Origin of the sequence: Pantoea sp. JZ2 (assembly GCF_035191405.1) — a bacterium.
GTDB lineage: Bacteria > Pseudomonadota > Gammaproteobacteria > Enterobacterales > Enterobacteriaceae > Pantoea > Pantoea stewartii.
This window is the reverse complement of record NZ_CP045247.1, coordinates 3,452,415-3,476,598: the sequence shown is the minus strand read 5'-3', so window position 1 is coordinate 3,476,598 and position 24,184 is coordinate 3,452,415. Positions and strand designations below refer to the sequence as shown.

The following is a 24,184-nucleotide window of genomic DNA, read 5'->3' as shown; positions in this document are numbered from 1 at the left end:
ATTCGTTAAAAAAAGTTTTAAATTTTTTACGAATTTGCATGTTAAAGTTAACGAGAATAATTCTTATTCCTTAACAGGGTTACTAAACATGAAATTCGGTATTTTTGCAGCAACATTGTTGGCCTCAACCGTCTGTTCGGCAACGACGTATCCTGTCACCGTCACCGACATGGATGGCCAGCGTATCACGCTGCAGAAAGAGCCCCGGCACATCATTTTGCAGGACGGGCGCGACATTATGGCGCTGGCGTTGCTGGATCGTGATAATCCGTTCAAACGCGTCGTGGCCTGGAACAATCTGCCCAAAAAGCAGGACACGCAAACGTGGGCGCTGCTGGAGAAAACCTGGCCGCAGGCTGCCAGTATTGTGGATATGGGATTCAACGATCAGGGACAGGTGAACCTTGAAAGCGTGCTGGCGCAGAAGCCGGATCTGATGATTGCGCAACTGCGTGCCAAACCGGCGCTGATGCAATCTGGGGTACTGACCACGTTGAAAAGCCTGAATATCCCGGTCGTGTTTGTCGATGACGAACTGCATCCTAAGCAAAACACGGTGCCAGGGATAACGTTGCTGGGCAGCGTGCTGAACCGTGAAGCGGAGGCGAAAGCCTATACAGATTTTTATCAACAGCGCTGGCATGCGCTGCAAACGAAAATCGATCAGGTCAAAAACAAGCCTACCGTCTTTATTGAACCTATCGCCGGTAACAGCGACAGCTGCTGTTTTACCCACGCTCACAGCGGCTGGGGCGGGCTGGTTGAGGCGGTCGGCGGCAAAAATATTGGCTCGTCACTGCTGCCCGGTAATGCCGGTTTTGTGTCGCTGGAGAAGATCATCGCCATGAAGCCGGACGTTTACATCATGACCGGCTCGAAACGGTCCAACAGCAACGTGTTGCCGCTGGGCTACGGGGCGAATAAACAGGATGTCGCCACCACTTTTACCACATTACTAAAACGCACAGGGCTGGCGCAGATTGAGCCGGTGAAACAGGGAAAGACCTACGGGATTTATCACCACTTTTATAACCATCCCTACAACATTATTGGTATGGAAATTCTGGCAAAAGATCTTTATCCAAAGCAGTTTAGTGACCTGGATCCTACCGCGGATTACCACAACATTATCCGCCAGTTTACTAAATTACCGGATGCGCCCGTCATGCTGAGTTATCCCTGATACCTTTCCCTGAGGCGCGAACCTGTTGACCGCCGCGTGCAGGCTGAATTATGTGTTGAGTCAGCCTGCATAACGCGCTGCGGTTGAGGCTGATCCGCTTATCGGAAAGGATTCCGTTACGTTGCCGATGACCGCGCGCCTCTGGCTGACGCGCTTTCGTGCCGTTTAACATCATGGTCGGGCTGACCCTGCTCGCCTGATTACGCGTGAGTCTCTGCTGTCACCCTGTTGTTCTTCCACCTGCGGCGTCGTTCAGCGCGTCCTGAGACACGGCGCTTTCATCTGCTGACTTTTAAGAGTTTTGGCGATACTTATTGTGACGCCTCATGCCGATAGTAGTCATAACGGCGCGTCGTCGCCGTTACACTGGAGGCAGTACCATGAAAAAAATAAAATCAGTTTTAGTGAGTGTCCTTTTAGCATACAGCACCCTGTACAGCCTGCCGGGACTGGCGGATGGCCCCGGTGGTCCTGGTGGCCCATGGCATCATCCGGGACGCGGTCCTGATGGTTTCGGCCCGCCGGGCCTGCGACGCGAAGGACCGCCGGGACCGGGTGGACCGCCACCGCCTGATGCGCGTCGTGACTACGACCACGATCGGTTTGCGTGGGAAGGGCATGAATTCCGGCGCGGCCGACCCGTTCCACGGGAATATTGCGGCGACAGATACCGGATCGATGACTGGCGTGAGCGCGGGTTGAGAGAGCCACCGGAAGGGCAGCACTGGGCGGATATCGATGGTAACTATGTGCTGATTGCAGCGGCCACCGGCATTATCACCTCACTCATCCTCAACAACGCGTTTCATTGATCACCATACAGGGATGGCAGATGCCATCCCTTTTTTATGCCACATGCGCTGCATTATCAGGCTATTCTGACAGTGAATCCTGAACGTTTCCCTGCTAAGGAGTTCTGATGACCACGGTAAAAATGGTTGCCGTTGATATGGACGGCACCTTTCTGGATGACAAAAAGCAGTACAACCGCGCCCGTTTTCTTGCCTGTTACCACCAGCTCAGCCAGCGAAACATCAGGTTTGTGGTCGCCAGTGGCAATCAATACCACCAACTGCGGTCGTTTTTTCCTGAGATCGCCAGCGAGATCGCGTTCGTCGCTGAAAATGGCGCACTGATTATCGACAGGGATGAAGAGCTGTTCTGTGGCGCGTTCTCACGCAGCGACATTGATGCCGTGCTCGATACGTTGAAAAACGGACACTATCCCGACCTGCGTTATCTGCTTTGTGGACGAAACAGCGCCTATTATTTTGAGGGAATGGATGAAACGTGGCTGGTGAAGATGCGTCACTACTGTCACCGGCTTAAGCCAATACGTACGCTTGATGAGGTGGCTGACGATCGGATACTGAAATTTGCGCTGAATCTGTCAGACGATTACGTCGAGCCTTTAATGGCGGATATTGGTCGCCTGCACGCAGGATCGGCAGCAGCCACATCCAGCGGTCACGGCTCGGTAGATTTAATCGTGCCCGGTCAGCATAAAGCCAATGGCCTGAACCTGCTGGCACAGCGCTGGGACATTTCCCACGATCAGGTGCTGGCCTTTGGTGATGGCGGTAACGATCTGGAAATGCTCCAGCAGTCCGGGTACAGCTTCGCCATGCGCAATGCGCCGCAACGGGTAAAGCAAACGGCGCGTTTTTTGGCTCCCGGAAACAATGAGGAAGGTGTCCTGCAGGTGATTGAACAGATGCTGGCAGGGGAAGCGCCGTTCAATACAGCAGCGGCGTAGCAGAGGTAGTGGCCTGATGCGGGCGGGCAAAACGCCCGCCCGTGGGCTACGTGGTGACGGTCCAGGCACGAACAAGCATGTCGTGCATCTCATCTTTACTGTAGCTGATCAGACTGTTTTTACTGTTCGCGCGGGCCAGAATCCAGGCCACGTCCGCTTCGCTCAGCGTCGGGCCATCCAGCCAGAATGCGGTAATCGCGGTACGTTGCAGCCAGGCTTTCAGGTCACGTGCCGGAGAGTCCGTGTGCGTGCCAAACAGCTGCTGATGCATGTCGGCCATCAACTGACGTTGTTCAGGATGCTGGCTCACGGCCAGGTGGTCCAGAAACGTGAATAACAGCCTGCCGCAGACTTCGCCATGATGGAAAGGCTTTATCGCCCCCAACTCGCCCGCAATACCGTGAATCACGCCCAGACCGGCAGTGCTCAGGCTGACACCGCCCAGCCAGGAAGCCATCATCATCGCCTCACGCGCCCGATCGCCTGTTTCATCCAACTGGTTCAAGGCCGGCCAGGCCTGGATAAACTGACGCAGCCCACTCAAGGCTATCTGACGGGTAAAGTGGTTGCCCTTGCCAGACAGGTAGGCTTCAAACAGATGTGTGAAGGCATCGATCCCGCAGGTCGCCAGCACAGTATCGGGGGCGCCTTTGAGTAAGTCGGGATCCAGGATGGCGACCTGCGGCACAAATACCGGATGACGCAGCGACGCTTTGATCTGGATATCCTGCTGGTCGGTCACCACCGCGTTTTGGGTAACTTCGCTGCCGGTGCCCGCCGTGGTCGGAACGGCGATGAGGGGAAGGGTAACCGGGTTGACCGCCGTATCGCCGACTTTTTCCAGATAACGTGCCGTGGAGAGTGGATGCTGAATCATGGCGCTAAAGGCTTTAGCCGCATCCAGTACGCTTCCGCCGCCTATCGCGACGACCCGATCAACATGCCCTCGCCAGCGGGTGACCCAGCCATCAATATCCGCCGGGGAAGCCTCATGGCTGACAATTTCATAACCCACAATATGATCGTTCAGGGTGGTTTTGATACGTGCATAAGCTTCCCCCTGCAAAAATGACCGGCCGCAAAAGAGCAGAGTGGCCTGGGGTTGGGCAGCCAGCAGAGGAATCAGCTTGCTGAGGCTTCCCCGGCCAAAAAGGGTATGTTGATTGCTGTACAGCTCACTCAGATTGTCACTCACCCGCGCATCCTTTTGTCTCTTCGCTAAGCTTTGAGTGTAACGAAAACCCAACGTCAGGCCTCAAGAAACTTTCTGATAGCGGTCGGTTAAAAAGTTGATCATCTTCGCAAAACGTAAATTCATCCACGGCGGGGTGGTGCGCGAGTCGGGATGTTACCCTTAACATGTTATCGGTAACAGGGTGTGTCAAAACATAAATGTCACGACATTTCCCTGATTTTAAGCGTCCTCCGGGACCACGATAACCAAGCGGCACTGACATCATTCAGGGCATCAGGTGGAGAAAAATTATGCCATTACTCTATGTGGCGATTGGCGTGGCATTACTGTTACTGCTGATGATTCGCTTTAAACTTAATGGTTTTATCGCGTTGATTCTGGTTGCGCTGGCGGTGGGCGTGATGCAGGGCATGCCGGTCAACAAAGTGATTATTTCAATTAAAAATGGCGTGGGCGGCACGCTGGGCGGTCTGGCGCTGATTATGGGTTTTGGCGCGATGCTCGGTAAACTGCTGGCCGACTGCGGCGGTGCGCAGCGTATTGCCACCACGTTGATTGCGAAGTTTGGCACGCGGCATATTCAGTGGGCGCTCGTGCTGACCGGCTTCATCGTGGGGTTTGCGCTGTTTTATGAAGTCGGTTTTGTCTTAATGCTGCCGCTGGTGTTTAGCGTCGCCGCATCAGCACGTGTCCCGCTGCTGTTTGTGGGCGTGCCGATGGCCGCGGCACTGTCCGTAACCCACGGTTTTCTGCCTCCCCATCCGGGCCCGACCGCCATTGCGACGCTGTTCAACGCAGATATGGGGAAAACGCTGCTGTTTGGCACCTTACTGGGCATTCCAACGGTGATCCTTGCGGGGCCGGTTTATGCCCGTTTCCTGAAAGGCATTGATAAACCGATTCCGGAAGGCCTGTACAACCCCAAAACATTCACTGAAGCGGAAATGCCGGGCTTTGGGGTCAGCGTCTGGACATCGCTTGTGCCTGTAATACTGATGGCGCTGCGCGCGGTGGCCGAAATGGTTCTGCCTAAAGGGCATGCCTTGCTCCCTTATGCTGAGTTCTTTGGCGATCCCATCATGGCGACACTGATTGCTGTGCTGATTGCTATCTTCACCTTCGGTCTGAATCGTGGTCGCAGTATGGAACAGGTCATGGATACCCTGAGCGACTCCATCAAGATTATCGCCATGATGCTGCTCATCATTGGCGGCGGCGGTGCCTTTAAACAGGTCCTGGTGGACAGCGGCGTGGATAAATACATCGCCGGTATGATGCATGCAACCAGTCTGTCGCCTCTCTTCATGGCATGGTCAATCGCTGCTGTGTTACGTATTGCACTCGGATCCGCTACCGTTGCGGCCATTACGGCAGGCGGCATTGTGGCACCACTGATTGCGACCAGCGGTGCCAGCCCTGAACTGATGGTCATTGCGGTGGGCTCGGGCAGTGTGATTTTTTCACACGTTAACGATCCGGGGTTCTGGTTATTTAAAGAGTATTTTAACCTGACGATAGGCGAGACGCTTCGCTCCTGGTCTGCGCTGGAAACCATTATTTCGGTGTGTGGGCTGGTGGGCTGTTTGTTGCTCTCTTACGTGGTATAGAAATCAGAGCGTAGAAAACAAAAGGGCCGCACAGAACGGGCGGCCCAAAAGGTTAATCTGCATCTTCAAAACCCGCTTTCACCATTTCTTCTCGCAGTGCGCGGGCAATCTCACGGTTACCGCCCGTAACCGGATAAATCACATTGTTGACCACATCATCAAGGTAATGCTCCGCAAACTCTTGTCGGGTCAGTTGCGTGCCGCCTTCATCATTGATGGCGAAAAAACCTTTGATTTTGTCGCCGCTGTACTTTGCCTTAAGGCTGTAGCGGCCCATACTGGTATTAATACTGCTCATAAGGTCTCTCCCTGCTCTGCATTTGGACTGTCAACATTCTCGGGCTTTCCTGTCGGCATAAATTTTAGCCAGGAATAATCTGCAAAACGAAACGGCAGGCCGCACTAAAGCCACGCGATGCGATACTTCTCACAGAAAGAAACCGCTAAAACCGATTATTGCCTTCCGGGATGCGATCACGGCTGGCAAAAAGCAAACGGCAAAATCTCGCCTATACTGTCAGGGGATTGTTTTATTAGGTAAGGGATATGAAATGAAAATAATTTTGTGGATCATCGCCATCATTTTTATCGTCGGACTGCTGACGCTGACAGGCGTGTTTAAGCTCATCTTCTGATCGTGTTTTTACGGGCATCCAGACGGGTGCCCGATGCCTAAAATTTTCCTGTGTGTTGTTTCTTTCCCCTTCGTATTTCAGCCTGCATCTCTGCGTCATCCCGACCGGCTGTGCCATCCCCAGGTATGTTGTGGCCGCAATCGCTGTTCTTCTCATCAAGGCCCTTGTACGCCCGCACAAGCAGGATCAACGCCCGGTTTCATAGAGGAGTAGGACAGGGACACACCATATTTTAGCGGGCTTCTCAGTAAGCCCGGTTGCCTGTAAGTTGCTGTTTCGCTAGCTGAAGGGCAGGTAAGCGGCTATTTGCCCTTGCCGTTTGGGATGTGTTCAGATTTTTTACGTTAAAATTTCCCCACTTTTCCGTAACATGAATGATAATTACATGCTGAAAATACCCGGAGAGGGACACGTATCCGGGATCGAGGCGTTTTTCCGTTACTGAGTTTCAGTGTGGAATACTGAATTTAATCGAAACGATACAGGTAGCATTGACGTGAATAAATCTCTTTTTTCAGGCCCCTTTTTGGCCCTGTTTGTCTCTTTTTCCCTCCAGGCCGCCACATTTACCCAGCAAATCAAATCCGGCTGGAACACCTTTAGCGATAATGTTCAGCAAACCTGGGAACAACCGCAGAGCATCGATCTTTATGTGCCTGCCATCACCTGGCACAACCGTTGGACCTATGACAGAGAGCATATTGATCGCTACAACGAACGTCCCTGGGGAGCGGGCGGTGGCGTTTCCCGTTACGACGAGAAAGGGAACTGGCATGGCCTTTATGCGATGGCGTTCAAAGACTCCTTTAATCATTGGGAACCCTTTACAGGCTATGGCTGGGAAGCGACCTGGCGCCCGCTCACTAATCAGGCATTTCATTATGGACTGGGCTATACGGTTGGGGTAACGGCAAGGGATAACTGGGGATATTATCCCATCCCGGCTATATTACCTCTGGCATCAGTAGGTTACGGCCCGGTGAACTTTCAAATGACTTATATTCCAGGGACTTATAACAACGGGAACGTGTATTTTGCCTGGGTGCGCTGGCAGTTTTAACTGTCCGCGCCAGTGAATAAGTCACCGAAGGGTAAATAAAATGGATATTTATCACTTTTTCATCAAATCAGGCTGGACAAAACCTTCAGCAATTGCTGTACTAGATGACGACACAGTTTAGTGTCCATTTTTCATGTAAAGGTAATATAGATGTCTAAGATTAAAGGTAACGTTAAGTGGTTTAATGAATCTAAAGGATTCGGTTTCATTACTCCTGAAGATGGCAGCAAAGATGTATTCGTACACTTCTCTGCGATCCAGAGCAATGGCTTCAAAACTCTGGCTGAAGGTCAGCGTGTAGAGTTTGAAATCACTGACGGCGCAAAAGGCCCATCTGCTGCTAACGTTATCAGTCTGTAAGTTAACAGTCAGAATTCTAAAAACCCGCCTTCTGGCGGGTTTTTTTATGCCTGCGTTAATCTGATTTTTGCGGCGGCGAGAACCCTACTTGCGGTGCTGCTCACTTTAACCTCACGAACGGCTGCTTTCCTGCTACCTTTCTTAATCCAGCCAGCCGCTTATCCGCCGTTAGGACGGTATTTCAGCGCATAAATTGCGCTACCAGTCACAGATAGCTCCTGTAACATAATTATAACAACCTCCCGAGGCAGCATTTTCGGGCTGATCGGGTTATAACTACCTTTCTACATCGCAGAGGAAGAGGTGACAGGATGAATATTCGCCCCGCCCAGGCCAGGGACAGTTTCGTGTTGAGCGCGCTGTTAAGTGAATTAGGTTATGGCGGCACAGAGTCGTTTATTGAACAGCGCCTTGCCCAGTTGATAACCGATCCCAGTGAAACGCTGCTGGTGGCCGAACACGGTAATCAGGTGCTGGGTTTTCTCTCTATGCACTTCATCCCACAACTGGCCCTGGCCGGTGATTTTGCCCGTATTAGCTATTTTTGTATTGCCGATGGTGAGCGCAGCAAAGGGGTGGGACAGACGCTGCTTAAGCAGGCTGAAGCGCTGGCGGCGCACCATGGCTGTGATCGCATGGAAGTACATTGTCATGCGTCACGCCTTAAAGCCAACCAGTTTTATGGCCGCGAAGGGTATGTTGAATCACCACGCTACCATGTGAAAGCCTTACAGCCATTATAAGCGCCACAGCAGGGCTGCTGTCGGCAGGGAGGATGACGAATGAAAGTCGCGCTGGGTCAGTTTGTCGTTAAACGGGAATGGCAGGAGAATGCGCAAGCCTGTATAAACATGATGGCACAAGCCCGGGAAGCCAGCGCCGATCTGCTGGTGCTACCGGAGGCCGTGCTGGCCACAGATATGACCAACCCTGACTGGATACGGGAAGCGGCCCAACCGCTGAACGGCCCGTTTCTGACCCAGTTACTGACCGCCAGCCAGGGGCAGACGCTGACGACCGTGTTCGGGATGCATGTGCCGGGCGACAGCCATAAAGTCTTTAACGTTCTGGTAGTCATTCGCGACGGCAAGATTCTGGCGGAATACCGCAAGCTGCATCTGTACGACGCCTTTTCAATGCAGGAATCGGCGCGGGTTGAGGCCGGTCAGGACGTGCCGCCGTTGGTGCCCGTGGCGGGCATGAACGTTGGGCTGATGACCTGCTATGACGTGCGGTTTCCGGAAATGGCACGACGTCTGGTGCTGGATGGTGCTGACGTGCTGGTCGTGCCATCAGCGTGGGTCAGAGGACCGCTAAAAGAGATGCACTGGGATTTACTCACCCGAACGCGAGCGCTGGAAAATACCTGTTATGTATTGGCGGTGGGCGAGTGCGGCGCACGTAATATTGGCAACAGTATGGTGATCGATCCGCTGGGCGTACCCATAAGTCGCGCCGCGGAGTCGCCTGCTTTGATCGTTGCCGATCTGGACCCACAGCGCATTGCGGCGGCGCGGGCTCAGCTGCCGGTGCTGGAGAACCGTCGCTTTGCCCGGCCAGAGCTGGATCCGGCGCGTTGATCCCCAAGGCGCAGGAGAACGGGCAAGGCGTAGCGCATAAAATGCGTCGGGCGTTTTCTTACTCTGTTACAGATTCCGCTTGAGGTTGCCCCTAAACTGCGCCTAAATAGTCATTACCGTTATTCGTCAGATTATAAGGTTAAATATGGAAGGTATCAGTATTGCCAAGCTGCTGATTATCGGTGCGCTTATCGTACTGCTTTTTGGCACCAACAAGTTACGCTCTCTGGGTGGCGATCTGGGCTCCGCAATCAAAGGCTTTAAAAAGGCTATGAAAGACGAAGATTCCAGTGCAGCACGTACCTCAGCGGAAGAAACCCCTGCAGAACGCGTTTCTCATAAAGAGTAAGACCGCGTCAGAATGACAGAAGTGTTACTTTTTATTTCTGACTGCAGAAAAAAACCAGATTGCGGACAATCTGGTTTTTGTTTTTTCTGCACCTGACACAACGGCGAATGCTTATTTCACTTCCAGCCCTTTTGCCTGCATATCCGCGTGATAAGAAGAACGCACAAAGGGTCCACAGGCTGCGTGGGTAAAGCCCATCGCCAGCGCTTCTTCTTTCATTTCATCGAACTCCGCCGGGCTGACATAACGCTGAACAGGTAAATGGTGACGGCTGGGCTGCAAGTACTGTCCCAGAGTAAGCATTGTCACACCGTGACGACGCAGATCGCGCATGACCTCAATGATTTCAGCATTGGTTTCACCCAGACCAACCATTAAACCGGATTTCGTCGGTACATCAGGATGCGCCTCTTTAAAACGCTCCAGCAGCTTCAGCGACCATTCATAGTTGGCACCCGGACGCACCTGACGGTATACACGCGGCACGTTCTCAAGGTTGTGGTTAAACACATCCGGTGGGGTGGCGGTCAGAATCTCGAGCGCACGATCCATGCGACCACGGAAGTCGGGTACCAGCGTTTCGATCTTGATATTAGGGCTTTTTTCGCGGATGGCGGTAATACAGTCCGCAAAGTGCTGAGCACCGCCGTCGCGCAGATCGTCGCGGTCCACGGATGTGATTACCACATAGCGCAATGCCATGTCGGCAATGGTCTGTGCCAGCTTACCGGGTTCATTCGCGTCGGGCGCGTTGGGGCGACCGTGTGCCACATCGCAGAACGGGCAACGTCGGGTACAAATTGCACCCAGAATCATAAAGGTGGCGGTACCGTGGTTAAAGCATTCGGCAAGGTTAGGGCAGGAGGCTTCTTCACAAACAGAGTGCAGACCGTTTTTACGCATCGCCGCTTTAATGCCCTGAATACGACTGGAGTCCGCAGGCAGTTTGATTTTCATCCACTCCGGCTTGCGTAAGATTTCTTGCCGGTCAACGGCCACGGTTTTCACCGGGATCAGCGCCATTTTGTCTGCGTCACGGTATTTGACGCCGCGTTCCATCTGAATTGGTTTACTCATAAATCAGCAGGTTCCGGTCGGATTGCGATTTGAAAGCTGTCTCACTCAACCCGAGAAGGCGGCTTTCAACTTTATTTGAAAAAAGTGCAAAAATTATATCATCTCAGCGGCCAGGAAGCAGCCACAGACGTGCGTGATAAGTTACATATTTGTAAATACGCACGCACCGTCAAGGTAAGGCCGGTTCCGTCTCATGCCATTCCACCTGCTGATAACCTAACTGGCGGGCGAAGGTCTCGGCAAGCCGTGGGCGGACATCCGCCAGCGTGACCTCCGGGCAAAAATGTTTTAACTGCGTCATGTGCATGCCCGCGTAACCGCAGGGGTTGATACGCAAAAACGGGCTGAGATCCATATCGACATTGAGAGCCAGCCCATGAAACGAGCATCCTTTGCGAATGCGCAGGCCCAGCGAGCAGATTTTTTCTTCTCCGACATAAACGCCGGGTGCATCGGCGCGCGCCCGAGCCGCCACACCAAAGCTGTCCAGTACGGCGATCACCGTTTCTTCTAACGCGGTGACAAGCTGACGCACGCCGGTTTTGCGACGTTTAACATCGATCAGCACATACATGATCTGCTGGCCCGGACCGTGATAGGTCACCTGGCCGCCGCGATCGCTCTGTACCACCGGAATCGAGCCGGGCATCAACAGGTGCTCGGCTTTGCCTGCCTGGCCCTGGGTAAAGACCGGCGGGTGTTCAACCAGCCAGACTTCATCACGGCTTTCGGCGTCGCGCTGGTCGGTGTAGCGATGCATCGCGTCTGAGGTTAACTGCCAGTCACATAAACCAGGCTGGCGAATAAGGAGCGTTTCAGCTGACAAAACGAATATCCGTTAAGAGGGCAGAGGCTGAGTATAACGCCGGCCGCGCGGAAGTGAAATGATGAGCGTAAAAGGAAGGCTGAGACGTTTTCCGCCGCACCGGCGCGGTCAGCAAACAAAAACGGGCCAGCCGGTAACACCGACATGGCCCGTTGGCAGTATGACTGACAGTGTTACAACACCATGCGCACGATTTCAATTTTGCCCAGTTCTTCATACAGGGTTTCAACCTGTTCGATATGTGTCGCATTAATGGTGACGTTGACCGAGTGATAGTTACCCTTGCTGCTCGGTTTCACTTCAGGGCTGTAATCGCCGGGAGCATGGCGCTGCACCACTTCAAGCACCAAATCAACCAGCTCCGGTTGTGCCAGCCCCATCACTTTATAGGTAAACGGGGTCGGGAATTCGAGCAGTTCATTCAGTTTGGTTTTCATAATCACTCCGGTACTTAAAAAACAGGCTCCCGCCGAAGCGGGAGCATCATATTAACCTGTAATGGGGGCGAGGTGGCGGTTTTTCAACCGCCGCCATGCACCTTTAACCAAACCAGTGATGGAACATCAGTTTGATGTAGTCAACGATACGGCTAAAGAAGCCGCCTTCAGAGACTTCGTTCAGCACCACCAGAGGGCGTTGATCGATGGTTTTGCCATCTAACTGGAAGTTGATGCTGCCCACAACCTGGTTTTTCTTCAACGGTGCATGCAGTTCAGTATTGCTCAGCACATAGCTGGCTTTCATGTCTTTCATACGGCCACGAGGAATGGTCAGATACGCATCTTTTTCCACGCCCAGCTGTACGCGATCGCTGTTACCAAACCACACGGGCTCAGAGGCAAACTCTTTGCCGGCTTTCAACGGTGCAACCGTTTCAAAGAAGCGGAAGCCCCAGGTCAGCAGCTTTTTGCTTTCGGTTTCACGGCCCTTAAAGGTATGTCCACCCATTACGGCGGAAATCAGGCGCATCTGACCTTCTGTCGCAGAGGCAACCAGGTTATAGCCCGCCGCTGCGGTGTGGCCGGTTTTGATCCCGTCGACCGACAGACTGGTATCCCACAGCAGACCATTACGGTTCATCTGGCGAATGTTGTTGAAGGTAAACTCTTTTTCTTTGTAAACCGCATACTCTTCCGGCACGTCACGGATAAGCGCCTGACCAATCAACGCCATATCACGGGCGGAGCTGTATTGGCCTTCGGCGTCCAGGCCATGGACGGTCTGGAAGTGCGTGTTCTGCAGACCCAGCGCTTTCACGTAGTTGTTCATCAGCCCTACGAAAGCATCCTGGCTGCCGGCAACATAGTCCGCCATCGCGACGCAGGCATCATTGCCGGACTGCAGGACGATACCGCGCGTTAACTGAGAAACCGGTACGCGATCGCCGGGTTTCAGGAACATCAGTGATGATCCTTTAAAGACCGGATTGCCCGTTGCCCAGGCATCCTGACCAACAGTCACCATGTCGTCCTGATGAATTTTCCCGGCTTTCACTGCCTGACCAATCACGTAGCTGGTCATCATCTTCGTCAGACTGGCGGGATCGCGGCGTGCATCGGCGTTCTTTTCAGCCAGCACTTTGCCTGAGTTGTAGTCGATTAGAACGTAGGCTTCCGCATCAATATCCGGAACGCCCGGAATCATGGTCTTAAGATTGACATCATCAGCAATGGCGGCATGGCTGAGAGAGAAAGCGATCAGTGATCCCACTGTCAGGCGTTTTAACAAACGAGAAGGTTTCAGCGTGTTCATGTGTGGGACGACAACATCCATGGGTTTAGGGTTAAAAAAAGTCATTCATCATAACAAATGCCTGATTAACAGGCATCCGGCTTGATAACTGGGTTGTTAACAGACGTTACCAGTCATGAGTAAAGCTGTTGTTTAACGACCTGCGGTGGTCACAAAAGCCGCGCTCTGGCCCTCACGGCTCAGGCGCTGCTGTAGCGCCACAGCTTCGGCACGGGTTTTGTAACCGCCGAGCTGTACGCGATAGACGTTGTTCCCCGCGTTTTCCACTGCGCCGGGTACGCCGAAGCGCTGGCGCAGACTGCTGAGCAGCTGGCGCGCACGTGCAGCATCATTGATAGCGCTGACCTGGACGACATAGCCGGACAGCGAAGCGCTGCTGCTCTGGCTGGCTGAAGCGGCGTGAGGCGCGGCGGCGCTGGCAACCACCGGTGCGGCAGCGGCGGGGGCCGCCTCTGGCTCACTGCCTTCCAGAACACCGCTCGGTAAGGGCTGAGGGGCCCCCAGGAAACCACTGCTCTGAACGGGCGCGCCCATGGCATTGTCCGTTTTCAGCGTCGCATTACTGATAGGCGACACGTCCTGTGCGGCAGGTGCCGTTTCCATTGCCGGTGCCGTTTGCGTCTGACCGCCGCCGTTCATGACGGAGGGCGAACTCATGACGGGGCCGTTCAGATCGGGACGCGCGGGCAGGGCGTAACTCTGTTTTGCCACAACAGTGCCGATAGTACCCGGACCCGAGAGCGTGCCATCTGGCGCGACGCTGATGTAATCCACGCGGACGCGGGTGTTATTGGAGATGTTCAGACGATCGCCGGCCGCACGCGACAGATCGATAATGCGTCCTGGCGTGTAAGGGCCACGATCGTTAACGCGCACGACAATCTGACGTCCGTTGGCCAGATTCGTGACGCGCACATAACTTGGCAGCGGCAGTGTCGGATGCGCGGCGGTCAGGGCATCCGGATCAAAAGCCTCGCCGATGGCGGTACGGCTGCCCTGGGCTTCGTCGCCATACCAGGCTGCTAATCCGACTTCACTGTAGTTAGCCGGATTTTTGATGATGTGATAAGTCTTGCCATTGACGCTGTAGTCCTGACTGGTCGACGGATTGACCGGCTCATAACGCGGCTCAACGCCAGGAATTTCCACCACCGGGCCATTGTAGGCGGGCTGGGGTGGAGCACTCTGCTGTTGCGGTTCCTGGGTAGAACATGCAGCCAACACCATTGAAGCCAATACAACGCCAAGCCAGTCCTTACGCATCTGCGACCTCTTAAACACTTTTAGATAACATTTTTCGGTGTGTGTGGATCGACATTACGATGCCAAATCCCGCCATAAGCACAATAAGCGCCGAGCCGCCATAGCTGACCAGCGGCAGCGGAACGCCAACCACCGGTAAGATACCACTAACCATGCCAATGTTAACGAAAACATAGACGAATAAAATCAACATTAATCCGCCCGCCATGACGCGCCCAAAGGTGGTCTGTGCCCGGGCGGCGACGATCAGGCCGCGCATGATTAACAGCAGGTAGAGCACCAGCAGTAACAACACGCCGACCAGACCCAGCTCTTCGGCCAGCACGGCAAAAATAAAGTCCGTATGACGTTCCGGCAAGAATTCCAGCTGTGACTGAGTACCGTGCAGCCAGCCTTTACCGCGCAAGCCGCCGGAGCCAATGGCGATTTTTGACTGAATGATGTGATAGCCCGCGCCCAATGGGTCGCTTTCCGGATCAAGCAGCATCATCACGCGGTCTCGCTGATAATCATGCATCAGGAAGAACCACAGGATAGGAATAAAGGCTGCGACCAGCAGGACGGCAATGCCAATCAGTTTCCAGCTCATGCCCGACAGAAACAACACAAACAGCCCGGACGCGGCGATGAGAATCGAGGTGCCGAGGTCAGGCTGTGCGGCCACCAGCAGTGTGGGAAGAAAAATCAGCACCAGCGCAATTGCGGTATTCTTCAGGGTAGGTGGACAGACATCGCGGTTAATAAAACGCGCCACCATTAACGGCACCGCAATTTTGGCGATCTCGGAAGGCTGAAAGCGGACAAACCCCAAATCCAGCCAGCGCTGTGCGCCTTTACTGATTTGCCCAAAAGCATCCACCGCGATCAGCAGAATGACGCAGATAATATACAGATAAGGTGCCCAGCCTTCATACACTCGCGGCGGGACCTGCGCCAGCACCAGCATCACCACTAATCCCATGGCGATCTGGCCCAGTTTACGTTCCATCATGCCGGGATCCTGGCCGCTGGCACTCCAGATAACAATGGCGCTGTAGGTCAGTAGCGCAAGGATGATCAGCATAAACAGCGGATCAATGTGCATGCGCATCCAGATCGTCCGCTTCTGCGGGCTGTCATTCATCGACATGATTATTCACCTTCATAGCCAGGTGGTGTAGGCGCAGCATCCGGCAGGACAGTATTGTTATCGCCTAACATAATGTGATCCAGAATCTGGCGCATGACCGTGCCCACTGCCGGACCGGCCCCGCCGTTTTCCAGAATCATGGTGACGGCAACGCGTGGTTTATCGTAAGGCGCGAAAGCGGTCATCAGCTTATGGTCACGTAAGCGTTCAGCGATTTTATGCGCATTATACGTTTCGTTCTCTTTCAGACCGAAGACCTGTGCGGTACCGGACTTCGCGGCAATTTTGTAAGGCGCATCGGCAAAGCTTTTGTGGGCCGTGCCGTTTGGCCGGTTGGCGACGCCGTACATGCCGTCTTTGGCAATTTCCCAGTAGCCAGAGTGGATATCGCCAATCGGCTGGGAAGGCGGCTGACGATAAGGCACCAGCGTGCGGCCTTCGCGGGTCGCGCGCAGCAAATGCGGCACTTTGATGATGCCGTCGTTGATAAGAATCATCATCGCTTTGTTCATCTGCAACGGTGTCGCTGTCCAGTAACCCTGACCGATGCCGACTGGAATGGTATCGCCTTGATACCAGGGCTTTTTAAAGCGACGCATTTTCCAGTCACGCGTCGGCATGTTGCCAGCGCTTTCCTGAGGCAGGTCAACGCCGGTGCGCATGCCATAGCCAAATTTCGTCATCCACTCCGACAGGCGATCGATGCCCATATCATAGGCAACCTGATAAAAGAAGGTATCAGCGGACTCTTCCAGCGATTTGGTGACATTCAGGCGACCATGTCCCCATTTTTTCCAGTCACGGTAGCGTTTCTCGGAGCCGGGGAGTTGCCACCAGCCAGGATCGAACAGGCTGGTATTACGGTTAATCACCCCCGCACTCAGGGCGGAGACGGCAACATAGGGTTTAACGGTAGAAGCAGGCGGATAAGCGGCCTGAATCGCACGGTTATAGAGTGGGCGATTTTCATCGTTCAGCAAGCCGCGATAGTCTTTGCTGGAAATGCCGTCAACGAACAGGTTGGGATCGTAGCTGGGGGTCGACACCATCGCCAGAATCTCACCGGTGCGCGGATCGCTGACCACGACCGCTGCACGACTACCGGCCAGCAGCGTTTCAATATACTGCTGCAGCTTGAGATCGATAGTCAGATAAATATCACGACCGGCCTGGGGCGACTGCTCATGCAACTGCCGTATGACCCGACCACGGTTGTTAACTTCGACCTCTTCATAGCCGGTTTTGCCATGCAGCAGGTCTTCGTAATAGGCTTCGATACCGAGTTTGCCGATATCATGCGTCGCCGCATAGTTGGGCCATTTTCCCTCTTTATCCAGACGGGCTACGTCGCGGTCGTTAATTTTCGACACATAGCCCACAACATGAGTCAGTGTCTGGCCATAGGGATAGTAGCGGCGCTGGTAGCCTTTCACTTCTACGCCAGGAAAGCGATACTGATTTACCGCAAAGCGCGCCACCTGCACCTCATTCAACCCGGTTTTAACCGGAATCGACGTGAAGCGGCGTGAACGTTTACGCTCTTTTTCAAACGCCTCGATATCCTCATCGGTGAGTTCGAGGACCGGACGCAAATTTTGCAGGGTTTGTTTCAGGTCATCGACCTTTTCCGGCACCAGTTCTGCCTGGTAAATGGTCCGGTTCAGGGCCAGCGGCGTACCCGTGCGGTCATAGATGATGCCGCGGCTGGGCGCGACCGGCACCAGTTTGATTCGGTTTTCGTTGGAGCGGGTACTGTAATCGTCGAAACGTAAAATCTGCAGGTGATAGAGATTAACCACCAGCACGGAGGAGAGCAGTAAGACGCCGACAAAAGCAATAAAAGCCCTGCGGACAAAGACTTTTTGTTCGGCGCTGTAATCGCGAAAGGCGTTGCTTTGTAATTTCATCCGCTACTTGTAATGTCTGGAGTGAGCTTATCGGTTATTCACGATGATAAGGATGATTTGTCGTAATGCTCCATGCGCGATAGAGGCTTTCGGCAACCAGCACGCGCACCAGCGGATGAGGCAACGTTAAGGCCGAAAGCGACCAGCTCTGTTCCGCCGCCGCTTTGCAGGCTGGCGCTAACCCTTCCGGGCCGCCAATCAGCAGGCTGACATCGCGGCCATCCTGTTTCCAGCGTTCCAGCTGTTGGGCCAACTGTGGGGTTTCCCAGGGCTGTCCGGGAATATCCAGCGTGACAATCCGGTTGCCTTTACCTGTGGCGGCCAGCATCGCTTCACCTTCCTTTTCCAGGATGCGTTTGATGTCGGCATTTTTACCCCGTTTGCCCGCCGGAACTTCCGTCAGTTCAAACGGCATGTCTTTGGGAAAACGACGCAGGTATTCCATAAAACCGGTCTGCACCCAGTCAGGCATTTTGGTGCCGACGGCAACAAGCTGCAATTTCACCGCTTAACCCCAGAGCTTTTCCAGTTCATATAACTGACGGCTCTCTTCCTGCATCACATGCACGATGACTTCACCGAGGTCGACCACAACCCAGTCAGCGGCCGTCTTGCCTTCAACGCCAAGCGGCATCAGGCCGGCGGCGCGGGATTCCTGCTCAACGTGTTCAGCGATTGAGGTAACGTGGCGCGTCGAGGTGCCGGTGCAGATGATCATGAAATCAGTAATGCTTGATTTACCCTGAACGTCGAGGGTGACGATGTTCTGACCTTTCAAATCATCAATCTTATCAACAACGAACTCTTGGAGTGCTTTACCTTGCAAAAGGTTCCCCTTTAAAAACTGGTGAGAGCGGGCTGGCTGACGCCCGGGATACAGCCGAAAAATTTAGCGGCGTAGTATATCACGCCCATATCAGTCGCGATATAAGCCGGCGCGGTCGATATAGTCGATTACCGAGGCGGGCAGTAAATCGTCACAGGCGAGATGCTGATGACGACGCTTGCGAATTTCGGTAGCTGAAATGGCATAGCGCGGGGTTTCTGCCAGCCAGATGCCGCCGGCCGGACGCTGCTGCAGTTCCTGAGGATCGTGGATCACGTGTCTGTCCAGCCAGTCCTGCATGTCCGGCGTCGCCATCTCAGTCGGATAGCCTGGTCGCTGGCACACCAGCAGATGACACAGGCTCAGTAAATCCTGCCAGCGATGCCATTTTGCAAGCGTCAGTAATGAGTCCTGACCGATAATAAACCCTAACGGCTGATCGCCACGTTCAGCCCGTATGGCTTCTAACGTATCGACAGTCCATGAGGGCGTGTCCCGTTGCAGTTCGCGCGTATCGATATCAAAAAGCGGCAGATCGCGAATAGCGCACCGCAGCATCGCCAGGCGCTGTTGCGGACTGGCTTCCGGCTGCGGCCGGTGCGGCGGCACATTGTTGGGCAACAGGGTAACCCGTGCCAGGCCAGTTTGCTGCGCCAGCGCTTCTGCCGGGCGTAAATGGCCGAAATGGATCGGGTCGAAGGTGCCGCCAAACAGGGCGTGTAAATCAGACATGGGCAAAACTCGCGGGAAAAGCACGGTTGGCAATCAGCATCGACAGCGTTTGCAACTGTGGCCAGACCGATTGTCCATAATCCTGTTTCAGCGTAATTTCGATTTGCGTCAACAGATGGATTGCCTGTTGTAAGCGCGCTGCATCAAGGCGCTGCAACGCCTCAGTAAAGAGAGGACGGCGATTTTGCCAGATGCGTTGTTGATCCATCAGTGTACGCAGAGGTTGCTGTGTCTGATGACGTTGCAGGTGCAGCAGGGTCATCAGATCGCGCTGCAGCGTCCGCAGCAATATCGTCACTTCGCTGTCTTCACTTTCCAACTGTTGCAGGATATGCAGTGCGCGACGGCTCTTGCCTGCCAGTAGCGCGTCGACCCAGTGATAAGGCGTAAAGTGCGCGGCATCACTGACTGCGGCTTCAACGCGCGGTAGCGTGAGCTTGCCATCGGGCCACTGAAGAGACAGGCGTTCAAGTGCCTGCGCCAGCGCCAGCAGGTTACCTTCGTAGCAGTAACAGAGTAGCTGGACCGCCGCATCGTCGATCGCGAGCTTCATCGCTTTGGCCCGGCTGGTGACCCAGCGCGGCAGTTGCGCCTGCTCCGGCGTCTGGCAGGGAACCAGCACCGCATGGGCTGACAGCGCTTTAAACCAGGCGCTGTTTTCCTGCGCTTTGCTGAGTTTCGCCATCCGGCAAATTAGCAAAATATCCTCATGAAGCAGCGAGGCGAGCGTGATCAGATGTTCGGCGATGGCGGCATTGGGACCATTTTCAGGAAACTGCAATGTAAGCGTCTGTCGCTGAGTAAACAGGCTCATTGACTGGCAACTGACAAACAGGCTGTCCCAGTCTGTTTGTGCATCCAGGGTAAAACTCACATGTTCTTCAAAGCCCTGCGCCACGGCGCTGGCGCGAATGGCATCCGCACTTTCCTGCAACAACAGAGGTTCATTGCCGGTTAATAAATAACAGGCGCGCAGCCCCTCACGGAGCTGCGCGCTGAGTTGTTCCGGATAAATCCTGATCATTGCGTCAGGGGTGCCGCGGAAGAGGCCGTTCCCGCAGCAGAGTGAACCGGTTTTGCCACCGTTGACGAAGAGGATGTCTGCGGGCTGTCCATCTGGGCCGCATGTACCGCCAACAACTTACGAACCAGTTGTTCGGCTGCACGTTGACGCATCTCCTGGGTGATCATGTCCTGTTCCGCATCTTTCGCCAGGGCCGCGTTCGGGTTATCAAAGAACGAGCGATAAACGGTCGTGCTGATAGGGTAGATCCCTTTGTTGGGAATCAAGACCTGAGCCGTAACCACCATCGCCATCTGATATTCAGCGGTGGTGCCGCTGATGAAGACGGATGCGGTGCTTCGACCCTGAGATTCCCCGCCCAGACGCAGGGTCGGTACGACCATGCTGTTTTTCTGCGTCGCTTCAACGATGTTAACGTTGTTGATTCGCAACTGCTGACGCACCACACGCGTCAGCGGCCCGTAAGGATCGCCCGTTTCTAAGACCAGCGTTCGCAGTTCCGTCGGCACCTGAGTGGTGCCGCGCGGGTGAAAACCACAGCCAGCGGTGATCACCGCCGCCAGCATGACAAACAACCTGATAATCGGATGTCGCACAGTTCCTCCTGAACTTAACCCACAACCAGGTTAAGCAGTTTGCCCGGTACATAAATGACTTTACGAATGCTCACACCATCAAGGTATTTCGCCACCAGGGGCTCCTCAGCAGCGCGCGCCTGAACCTGCTCCTGTGTAGCCTCGGCTGCCACAGTAATTTTACCCCGCACTTTACCGTTGACCTGCACCACGACCAGCAGAGAATCTTCGACCATTGCGGCGTCATCTGCCACTGGCCATTCCGCATTGTCGATAGTGCCTTCGCCGCCCAGCGTCTGCCACAGCACGTAGCTGGCATGCGGGGTGAACGGATACAGCAAACGCGTCACGGCCAGTAAGGCCTCCTGCATCAACGCACGATCCTGCTCGCTGTCCTGCGGCGCACGCGCCAGCTTGTTCATCAGCTCCATGACCGCCGCAATCGCGGTGTTAAAGGTCTGGCGACGACCAATATCATCCGACACTTTGGCAATGGTTTTGTGCAGGTCGCGGCGCAACGCTTTCTGATCGTCATTCAGGCTGGCGACGTCCAGGGCAACCGTTGCACCTTTCTGTGAATGATCGTAGACCAGTTTCCAGACACGTTTCAGGAAGCGGTTTGCTCCTTCCACACCGGATTCCTGCCACTCCAGCGTCATATCCGCAGGCGAGGCAAACATCATGAACAGACGGACGGTATCGGCACCATAGCGCTCAACCATCAGCTGGGGATCGATGCCGTTGTTTTTTGACTTGGACATTTTGCTCATGCCCGCGTAAATCACCTCGCGGCCCTGAGTATCTACGGCTTTAACAATGCGGCCTTTCTCATCGCGCTCGACGGTCACGTCAACCGGCGAAACCCAGTTACGTTCGCCGTTAACGCCCAGATAATAGAACGCATCCGCTAACACCATGCCCTGGCACAGCAGACGTTTGGCTGGCTCATTCGAATTCACCAGGCCTGCATCACGCAGCAGTTTATGGAAGAAGCGGAAATACATCAGGTGCATGATGGCGTGTTCGATGCCGCCGACATACTGATCTACCGGCAGCCAGTAGTTTGCTGCAGCCGGGTCCAGCATACCGTCCTTATAGTCTGCACAGGTATAACGCGCGTAGTACCACGACGATTCCATAAAGGTATCAAAGGTATCGGTTTCGCGCAGCGCAGGCTGACCGTTCACGGTGGTTTTTGCCCAGTCCGGATCGGCTTTAATCGGACTGGTAATGCCGTCCATGACCACGTCTTCCGGCAGAATCACCGGTAACTGGTCTTCTGGTGTCGGCATGACGGTGCCATCTTCCAGGGTTACCATCGGAATCGGCGCGCCCCAGTAACGCTGACGAGAAACGCCCCAGTCGCGCAGGCGATAGTTGACTTTACGCTCGCCAACGCCTTTTGCCGCCAGCGCATCTGCAATGGCGTTAAAACCGGCACTGTGATCCAGGCCGCTGCACTCGGCAGAGTTAAACAGCGTACCTTTGTCGGTCATCGCGGCGGCGCTGACGTCAGGCTCGCTGCCGTCCAGATTGAGGATAACCGGTTTGATCGGCAGATCGTATTTGGTCGCAAATTCCCAGTCGCGCTGGTCATGCGCCGGCACGGCCATGACCGCACCCGTACCGTATTCCATCAGGACGAAGTTCGCGACCCACACAGGAAGACGTTCACCCGTTAACGGATGCACGACAGACAGGCCTGTCGCCATGCCTTTCTTTTCCATGGTGGCCATATCGGCTTCGGCTACCTTGGTATTGCGGCATTCTGCGATAAAATCAGCCAGAGCAGGGTTGCTGGCCGCCGCCTGTGCCGCCAGCGGATGACCGGCGGCGACAGCGACATAGGTCGCGCCGTAGAAGGTGTCCGGACGCGTGGTATAAACCGTCACTTTTTCGCTGCTGTCTGCCACGTCAAAGGTGATTTCCACCCCTTCAGAACGGCCGATCCAGTTACGCTGCATGGTTTTGACCTGCTCAGGCCACTCTTCCAGCGTATCCAGATCGTTTAACAGCTCTTCGGCGTAATCAGTGATTTTAATGAACCACTGTGGGATCTCTTTGCGCTCGACTTTGGTGTCACAGCGCCAGCAGCAGCCATCGATAACCTGCTCGTTAGCCAGTACGGTCTGATCGTTCGGGCACCAATTCACCGCCGAGGTTTTTTTGTACACCAGGCCTTTTTCATACAGTTTGGTGAAGAACCACTGTTCCCAGCGGTAATACTCCGGTTGACAGGTCGCCAGCTCGCGGCTCCAGTCATAGCCAAATCCCAGCAGCTTAAGCTGGTTTTTCATGTACGCGATGTTGTCATAAGTCCAGGGCGCCGGCGCGGTATTGTTTTTGACCGCCGCGCCTTCCGCAGGCAGACCGAAGGCGTCCCAGCCAATTGGCTGCAGCACGTTTTTGCCGAGCATGCGCTGATAACGCGCAATGACGTCGCCGATGGTGTAGTTACGAACGTGGCCCATGTGCAGGCGGCCAGAAGGATAGGGCAGCATAGACAGGCAGTAGTACTTCTCTTTGCCTTCCTGCTCAGTCACTTTAAACGTTTCGTTTTCATCCCACTGCTGCTGAACGCGGGATTCAATCTCTTCCGGGCGGTATTGCTCTTGCATGGCTGCCTGTGGTCCTTAATAGATGACACTTTGCTGACTTTACGATCCGCATAGCATACCCATAAGGCCGCACATCAACAACACTTCCCACTTTTACGGGGGCGATTTATCGTCAACGCATCCCTGCTTTCACTCTTTTACGCTTCCTTACCCAGCGAGCCGGGCAAATGTGACAAAGTAGCTAAACTTAGTACAGGTACTGAGCGCAAAAAGGAGAATAAAATGAATAAAGTGGCCCAGGAATATCACGCCTCACTGGCGGTATTAACCGAACGTCTTCGCCACGGCGATCGCGATCTGGATACGTTAGTCGACGATCGGCGCCGTCATTTACAAGCGCACTCCGATCTGACGCCGGACGAAATCGATCGGGCGCTGACGTCGGTGCGTCGCGATCTGGCAGAGTTTGGCCGTAACTATGCAGAGGCGGAAGAGCCGGTCGCCGACTCCGTTTTTATGCGCGTGATTCGGGAAAGCATCTGGAAGGAGCTGGCAGATATTACGGATAAAAGCCAGTTAGAGTGGCGTGAGGTTTTTCAGGATTTGCAACATCATGGTGTGTACCAAAGTGGTGAGGTGGTGGGCCTGGGCAATCTGGTCTGCGAAAAATGCCACTTCACTCGCGCCATTTATACGCCGGAAACGCTGTCACGTTGCCCCGAATGCAATCACGATCAGTTTTATCGTCAGCCTTTTGAGCCGTAGAAGAAACAGGCGGGCTTTGTGCCCG

At 54.3% G+C, this 24,184-nt stretch carries 25 protein-coding genes; 10 read left to right on the top strand and 15 right to left on the bottom strand.

What is annotated here, in order from left to right; genetic code table 11:
• The first annotated feature begins 88 nt into the window (after window positions 1–88).
• The 3 genes from GC087_RS16730 (at window position 89) to GC087_RS16720 (ending at window position 2,939) form a co-directional block, all read left to right on the top strand.
• Window positions 89–1,183: an ABC transporter substrate-binding protein gene (locus GC087_RS16730; RefSeq protein WP_039342958.1), complete on the top strand. Its 1,095-nt coding sequence runs from the start codon at window positions 89–91 to the stop codon at window positions 1,181–1,183.
• 380 nt (window positions 1,184–1,563) lie between these two features.
• Window positions 1,564–1,995 carry an RcnB family protein gene (locus tag GC087_RS16725; protein ID WP_033737446.1) on the top strand — a complete coding sequence of 144 codons (432 nt, stop codon included), beginning with the start codon at window positions 1,564–1,566 and terminating at the stop codon, window positions 1,993–1,995.
• Window positions 1,996–2,102: 107 nt separating this feature from the next.
• A complete protein-coding gene (locus GC087_RS16720; protein ID WP_205951376.1) occupies window positions 2,103–2,939 on the top strand; it encodes a Cof-type HAD-IIB family hydrolase in 837 nt (278 codons plus the stop codon).
• A gap of 46 nt (window positions 2,940–2,985) precedes the next feature.
• Here the strand turns inward: GC087_RS16720 and GC087_RS16715 are convergent, their stop codons facing one another.
• Window positions 2,986–4,134, bottom strand: coding sequence for an iron-containing alcohol dehydrogenase (locus GC087_RS16715; RefSeq protein WP_282498591.1), 1,149 nt, complete (start codon window positions 4,132–4,134; stop codon window positions 2,986–2,988).
• Window positions 4,135–4,424: 290 nt separating this feature from the next.
• Between GC087_RS16715 and gntT the strand changes: the two genes are divergently transcribed.
• A complete protein-coding gene (gene gntT / locus GC087_RS16710; protein WP_110267785.1) occupies window positions 4,425–5,741 on the top strand; it encodes a gluconate transporter in 1,317 nt (438 codons plus the stop codon).
• 52 nt (window positions 5,742–5,793) lie between these two features.
• Here the strand turns inward: gntT and GC087_RS16705 are convergent, their stop codons facing one another.
• On the bottom strand, window positions 5,794–6,039 hold the full coding sequence (locus tag GC087_RS16705) for a hypothetical protein (RefSeq protein WP_006118397.1): 246 nt from the start codon (window positions 6,037–6,039) through the stop codon (window positions 5,794–5,796).
• 863 nt (window positions 6,040–6,902) lie between these two features.
• On the opposite strand from GC087_RS16705, the gene pagP reads away from it, so the two are divergent.
• From pagP to tatE, 5 genes are all read left to right on the top strand, one after another.
• On the top strand, window positions 6,903–7,436 hold the full coding sequence (gene pagP / locus GC087_RS16700; protein WP_110267826.1) for a lipid IV(A) palmitoyltransferase PagP: 534 nt from the start codon (window positions 6,903–6,905) through the stop codon (window positions 7,434–7,436).
• 150 nt (window positions 7,437–7,586) lie between these two features.
• Window positions 7,587–7,796: a transcription antiterminator/RNA stability regulator CspE gene (gene cspE, locus GC087_RS16695; protein ID WP_006118399.1), complete on the top strand. Its 210-nt coding sequence runs from the start codon at window positions 7,587–7,589 to the stop codon at window positions 7,794–7,796.
• Between the two features lie 311 nt (window positions 7,797–8,107).
• Complete coding sequence (locus tag GC087_RS16690; RefSeq protein WP_110267784.1) at window positions 8,108–8,539, top strand: GNAT family N-acetyltransferase; 432 nt, start codon at window positions 8,108–8,110, stop codon at window positions 8,537–8,539.
• Between the two features lie 39 nt (window positions 8,540–8,578).
• A complete protein-coding gene (locus GC087_RS16685) occupies window positions 8,579–9,376 on the top strand; it encodes a deaminated glutathione amidase (protein ID WP_324028735.1) in 798 nt (265 codons plus the stop codon).
• A 145-nt stretch (window positions 9,377–9,521) separates the two neighbouring features.
• On the top strand, window positions 9,522–9,725 hold the full coding sequence (gene tatE / locus GC087_RS16680) for a twin-arginine translocase subunit TatE (protein ID WP_006118401.1): 204 nt from the start codon (window positions 9,522–9,524) through the stop codon (window positions 9,723–9,725).
• 111 nt (window positions 9,726–9,836) lie between these two features.
• Here tatE and lipA read toward each other — a convergent pair whose 3' ends face one another.
• The 13 genes from lipA to leuS all read right to left on the bottom strand — a co-directional run bounded on the left by lipA (window position 9,837) and on the right by leuS (window position 23,454).
• On the bottom strand, window positions 9,837–10,802 hold the full coding sequence (gene lipA / locus GC087_RS16675; RefSeq protein WP_006118402.1) for a lipoyl synthase: 966 nt from the start codon (window positions 10,800–10,802) through the stop codon (window positions 9,837–9,839).
• A 169-nt stretch (window positions 10,803–10,971) separates the two neighbouring features.
• Entirely contained in the window at window positions 10,972–11,628 is a 657-nt protein-coding gene (gene lipB / locus GC087_RS16670) for a lipoyl(octanoyl) transferase LipB (RefSeq protein ID WP_039342901.1), read from the bottom strand.
• Between the two features lie 173 nt (window positions 11,629–11,801).
• Window positions 11,802–12,065, bottom strand: a complete 264-nt coding sequence (gene ybeD / locus GC087_RS16665) for a DUF493 family protein YbeD (protein ID WP_006118404.1) — start codon at window positions 12,063–12,065, stop codon at window positions 11,802–11,804.
• Between the two features lie 103 nt (window positions 12,066–12,168).
• The gene (gene dacA / locus GC087_RS16660; protein ID WP_324030650.1) at window positions 12,169–13,380 is read right to left on the bottom strand and encodes a D-alanyl-D-alanine carboxypeptidase DacA; all 1,212 of its coding nucleotides are present in this window, start codon (window positions 13,378–13,380) and stop codon (window positions 12,169–12,171) included.
• Between the two features lie 132 nt (window positions 13,381–13,512).
• Window positions 13,513–14,643 (bottom strand): endolytic peptidoglycan transglycosylase RlpA, encoded by a 1,131-nt coding sequence (gene rlpA, locus GC087_RS16655; RefSeq protein ID WP_054687999.1) that lies wholly within the window; start codon window positions 14,641–14,643, stop codon window positions 13,513–13,515.
• 10 nt (window positions 14,644–14,653) lie between these two features.
• Window positions 14,654–15,766 (bottom strand): peptidoglycan glycosyltransferase MrdB, encoded by a 1,113-nt coding sequence (mrdB, locus tag GC087_RS16650; RefSeq protein WP_006118407.1) that lies wholly within the window; start codon window positions 15,764–15,766, stop codon window positions 14,654–14,656.
• A gap of 8 nt (window positions 15,767–15,774) precedes the next feature.
• On the bottom strand, window positions 15,775–17,679 hold the full coding sequence (mrdA, locus tag GC087_RS16645; protein ID WP_033737455.1) for a peptidoglycan DD-transpeptidase MrdA: 1,905 nt from the start codon (window positions 17,677–17,679) through the stop codon (window positions 15,775–15,777).
• Between the two features lie 34 nt (window positions 17,680–17,713).
• Complete coding sequence (gene rlmH, locus GC087_RS16640) at window positions 17,714–18,184, bottom strand: 23S rRNA (pseudouridine(1915)-N(3))-methyltransferase RlmH (RefSeq protein ID WP_006118409.1); 471 nt, start codon at window positions 18,182–18,184, stop codon at window positions 17,714–17,716.
• Window positions 18,185–18,187: 3 nt separating this feature from the next.
• Window positions 18,188–18,505: a ribosome silencing factor gene (gene rsfS / locus GC087_RS16635; protein WP_006118410.1), complete on the bottom strand. Its 318-nt coding sequence runs from the start codon at window positions 18,503–18,505 to the stop codon at window positions 18,188–18,190.
• Window positions 18,506–18,595: 90 nt separating this feature from the next.
• Entirely contained in the window at window positions 18,596–19,237 is a 642-nt protein-coding gene (nadD, locus tag GC087_RS16630) for a nicotinate-nucleotide adenylyltransferase (RefSeq protein WP_006118411.1), read from the bottom strand.
• Entirely contained in the window at window positions 19,230–20,261 is a 1,032-nt protein-coding gene (holA, locus tag GC087_RS16625; protein ID WP_162286302.1) for a DNA polymerase III subunit delta, read from the bottom strand. Before holA ends, nadD begins: the two co-directional genes overlap by 8 nt.
• Window positions 20,258–20,857: an LPS assembly lipoprotein LptE gene (gene lptE / locus GC087_RS16620; protein ID WP_006118413.1), complete on the bottom strand. Its 600-nt coding sequence runs from the start codon at window positions 20,855–20,857 to the stop codon at window positions 20,258–20,260. Before lptE ends, holA begins: the two co-directional genes overlap by 4 nt.
• Before the next feature lie 14 nt (window positions 20,858–20,871).
• Window positions 20,872–23,454 carry a leucine--tRNA ligase gene (gene leuS / locus GC087_RS16615; protein ID WP_039342889.1) on the bottom strand — a complete coding sequence of 861 codons (2,583 nt, stop codon included), beginning with the start codon at window positions 23,452–23,454 and terminating at the stop codon, window positions 20,872–20,874.
• 222 nt (window positions 23,455–23,676) lie between these two features.
• Here leuS and GC087_RS16610 point away from each other — a divergent pair, with 222 nt between their 5' ends.
• Window positions 23,677–24,159, top strand: a complete 483-nt coding sequence (locus tag GC087_RS16610; protein ID WP_006118415.1) for a zinc ribbon-containing protein — start codon at window positions 23,677–23,679, stop codon at window positions 24,157–24,159.
• Window positions 24,160–24,184: the final 25 nt, after the last annotated feature.

Excerpts from the sequence above, each read along its gene's own strand:
- GC087_RS16730 (WP_039342958.1), top strand. The coding sequence starts at position 89 with ATGAAATTCGGTATTTTTGCAGCAACATTGTTGGCCTCAACCGTCTGT.
- GC087_RS16725 (WP_033737446.1), top strand. The coding sequence starts at position 1,564 with ATGAAAAAAATAAAATCAGTTTTAGTGAGTGTCCTTTTAGCATACAGC.
- GC087_RS16720 (WP_205951376.1), top strand. The coding sequence starts at position 2,103 with ATGACCACGGTAAAAATGGTTGCCGTTGATATGGACGGCACCTTTCTG.
- gntT (WP_110267785.1), top strand. The coding sequence starts at position 4,425 with ATGCCATTACTCTATGTGGCGATTGGCGTGGCATTACTGTTACTGCTG.
- GC087_RS16705 (WP_006118397.1), bottom strand. The coding sequence starts at position 6,039 with ATGAGCAGTATTAATACCAGTATGGGCCGCTACAGCCTTAAGGCAAAG.
- cspE (WP_006118399.1), top strand. The coding sequence starts at position 7,587 with ATGTCTAAGATTAAAGGTAACGTTAAGTGGTTTAATGAATCTAAAGGA.
- GC087_RS16690 (WP_110267784.1), top strand. The coding sequence starts at position 8,108 with ATGAATATTCGCCCCGCCCAGGCCAGGGACAGTTTCGTGTTGAGCGCG.
- GC087_RS16685 (WP_324028735.1), top strand. The coding sequence starts at position 8,579 with ATGAAAGTCGCGCTGGGTCAGTTTGTCGTTAAACGGGAATGGCAGGAG.
- tatE (WP_006118401.1), top strand. The coding sequence starts at position 9,522 with ATGGAAGGTATCAGTATTGCCAAGCTGCTGATTATCGGTGCGCTTATC.
- lipA (WP_006118402.1), bottom strand. The coding sequence starts at position 10,802 with ATGAGTAAACCAATTCAGATGGAACGCGGCGTCAAATACCGTGACGCA.
- ybeD (WP_006118404.1), bottom strand. The coding sequence starts at position 12,065 with ATGAAAACCAAACTGAATGAACTGCTCGAATTCCCGACCCCGTTTACC.
- dacA (WP_324030650.1), bottom strand. The coding sequence starts at position 13,380 with ATGAACACGCTGAAACCTTCTCGTTTGTTAAAACGCCTGACAGTGGGA.
- rlpA (WP_054687999.1), bottom strand. The coding sequence starts at position 14,643 with ATGCGTAAGGACTGGCTTGGCGTTGTATTGGCTTCAATGGTGTTGGCT.
- mrdB (WP_006118407.1), bottom strand. The coding sequence starts at position 15,766 with ATGAATGACAGCCCGCAGAAGCGGACGATCTGGATGCGCATGCACATT.
- mrdA (WP_033737455.1), bottom strand. The coding sequence starts at position 17,679 with ATGAAATTACAAAGCAACGCCTTTCGCGATTACAGCGCCGAACAAAAA.
- nadD (WP_006118411.1), bottom strand. The coding sequence starts at position 19,237 with ATGTCTGATTTACACGCCCTGTTTGGCGGCACCTTCGACCCGATCCAT.
- holA (WP_162286302.1), bottom strand. The coding sequence starts at position 20,261 with ATGATCAGGATTTATCCGGAACAACTCAGCGCGCAGCTCCGTGAGGGG.
- leuS (WP_039342889.1), bottom strand. The coding sequence starts at position 23,454 with ATGCAAGAGCAATACCGCCCGGAAGAGATTGAATCCCGCGTTCAGCAG.
- GC087_RS16610 (WP_006118415.1), top strand. The coding sequence starts at position 23,677 with ATGAATAAAGTGGCCCAGGAATATCACGCCTCACTGGCGGTATTAACC.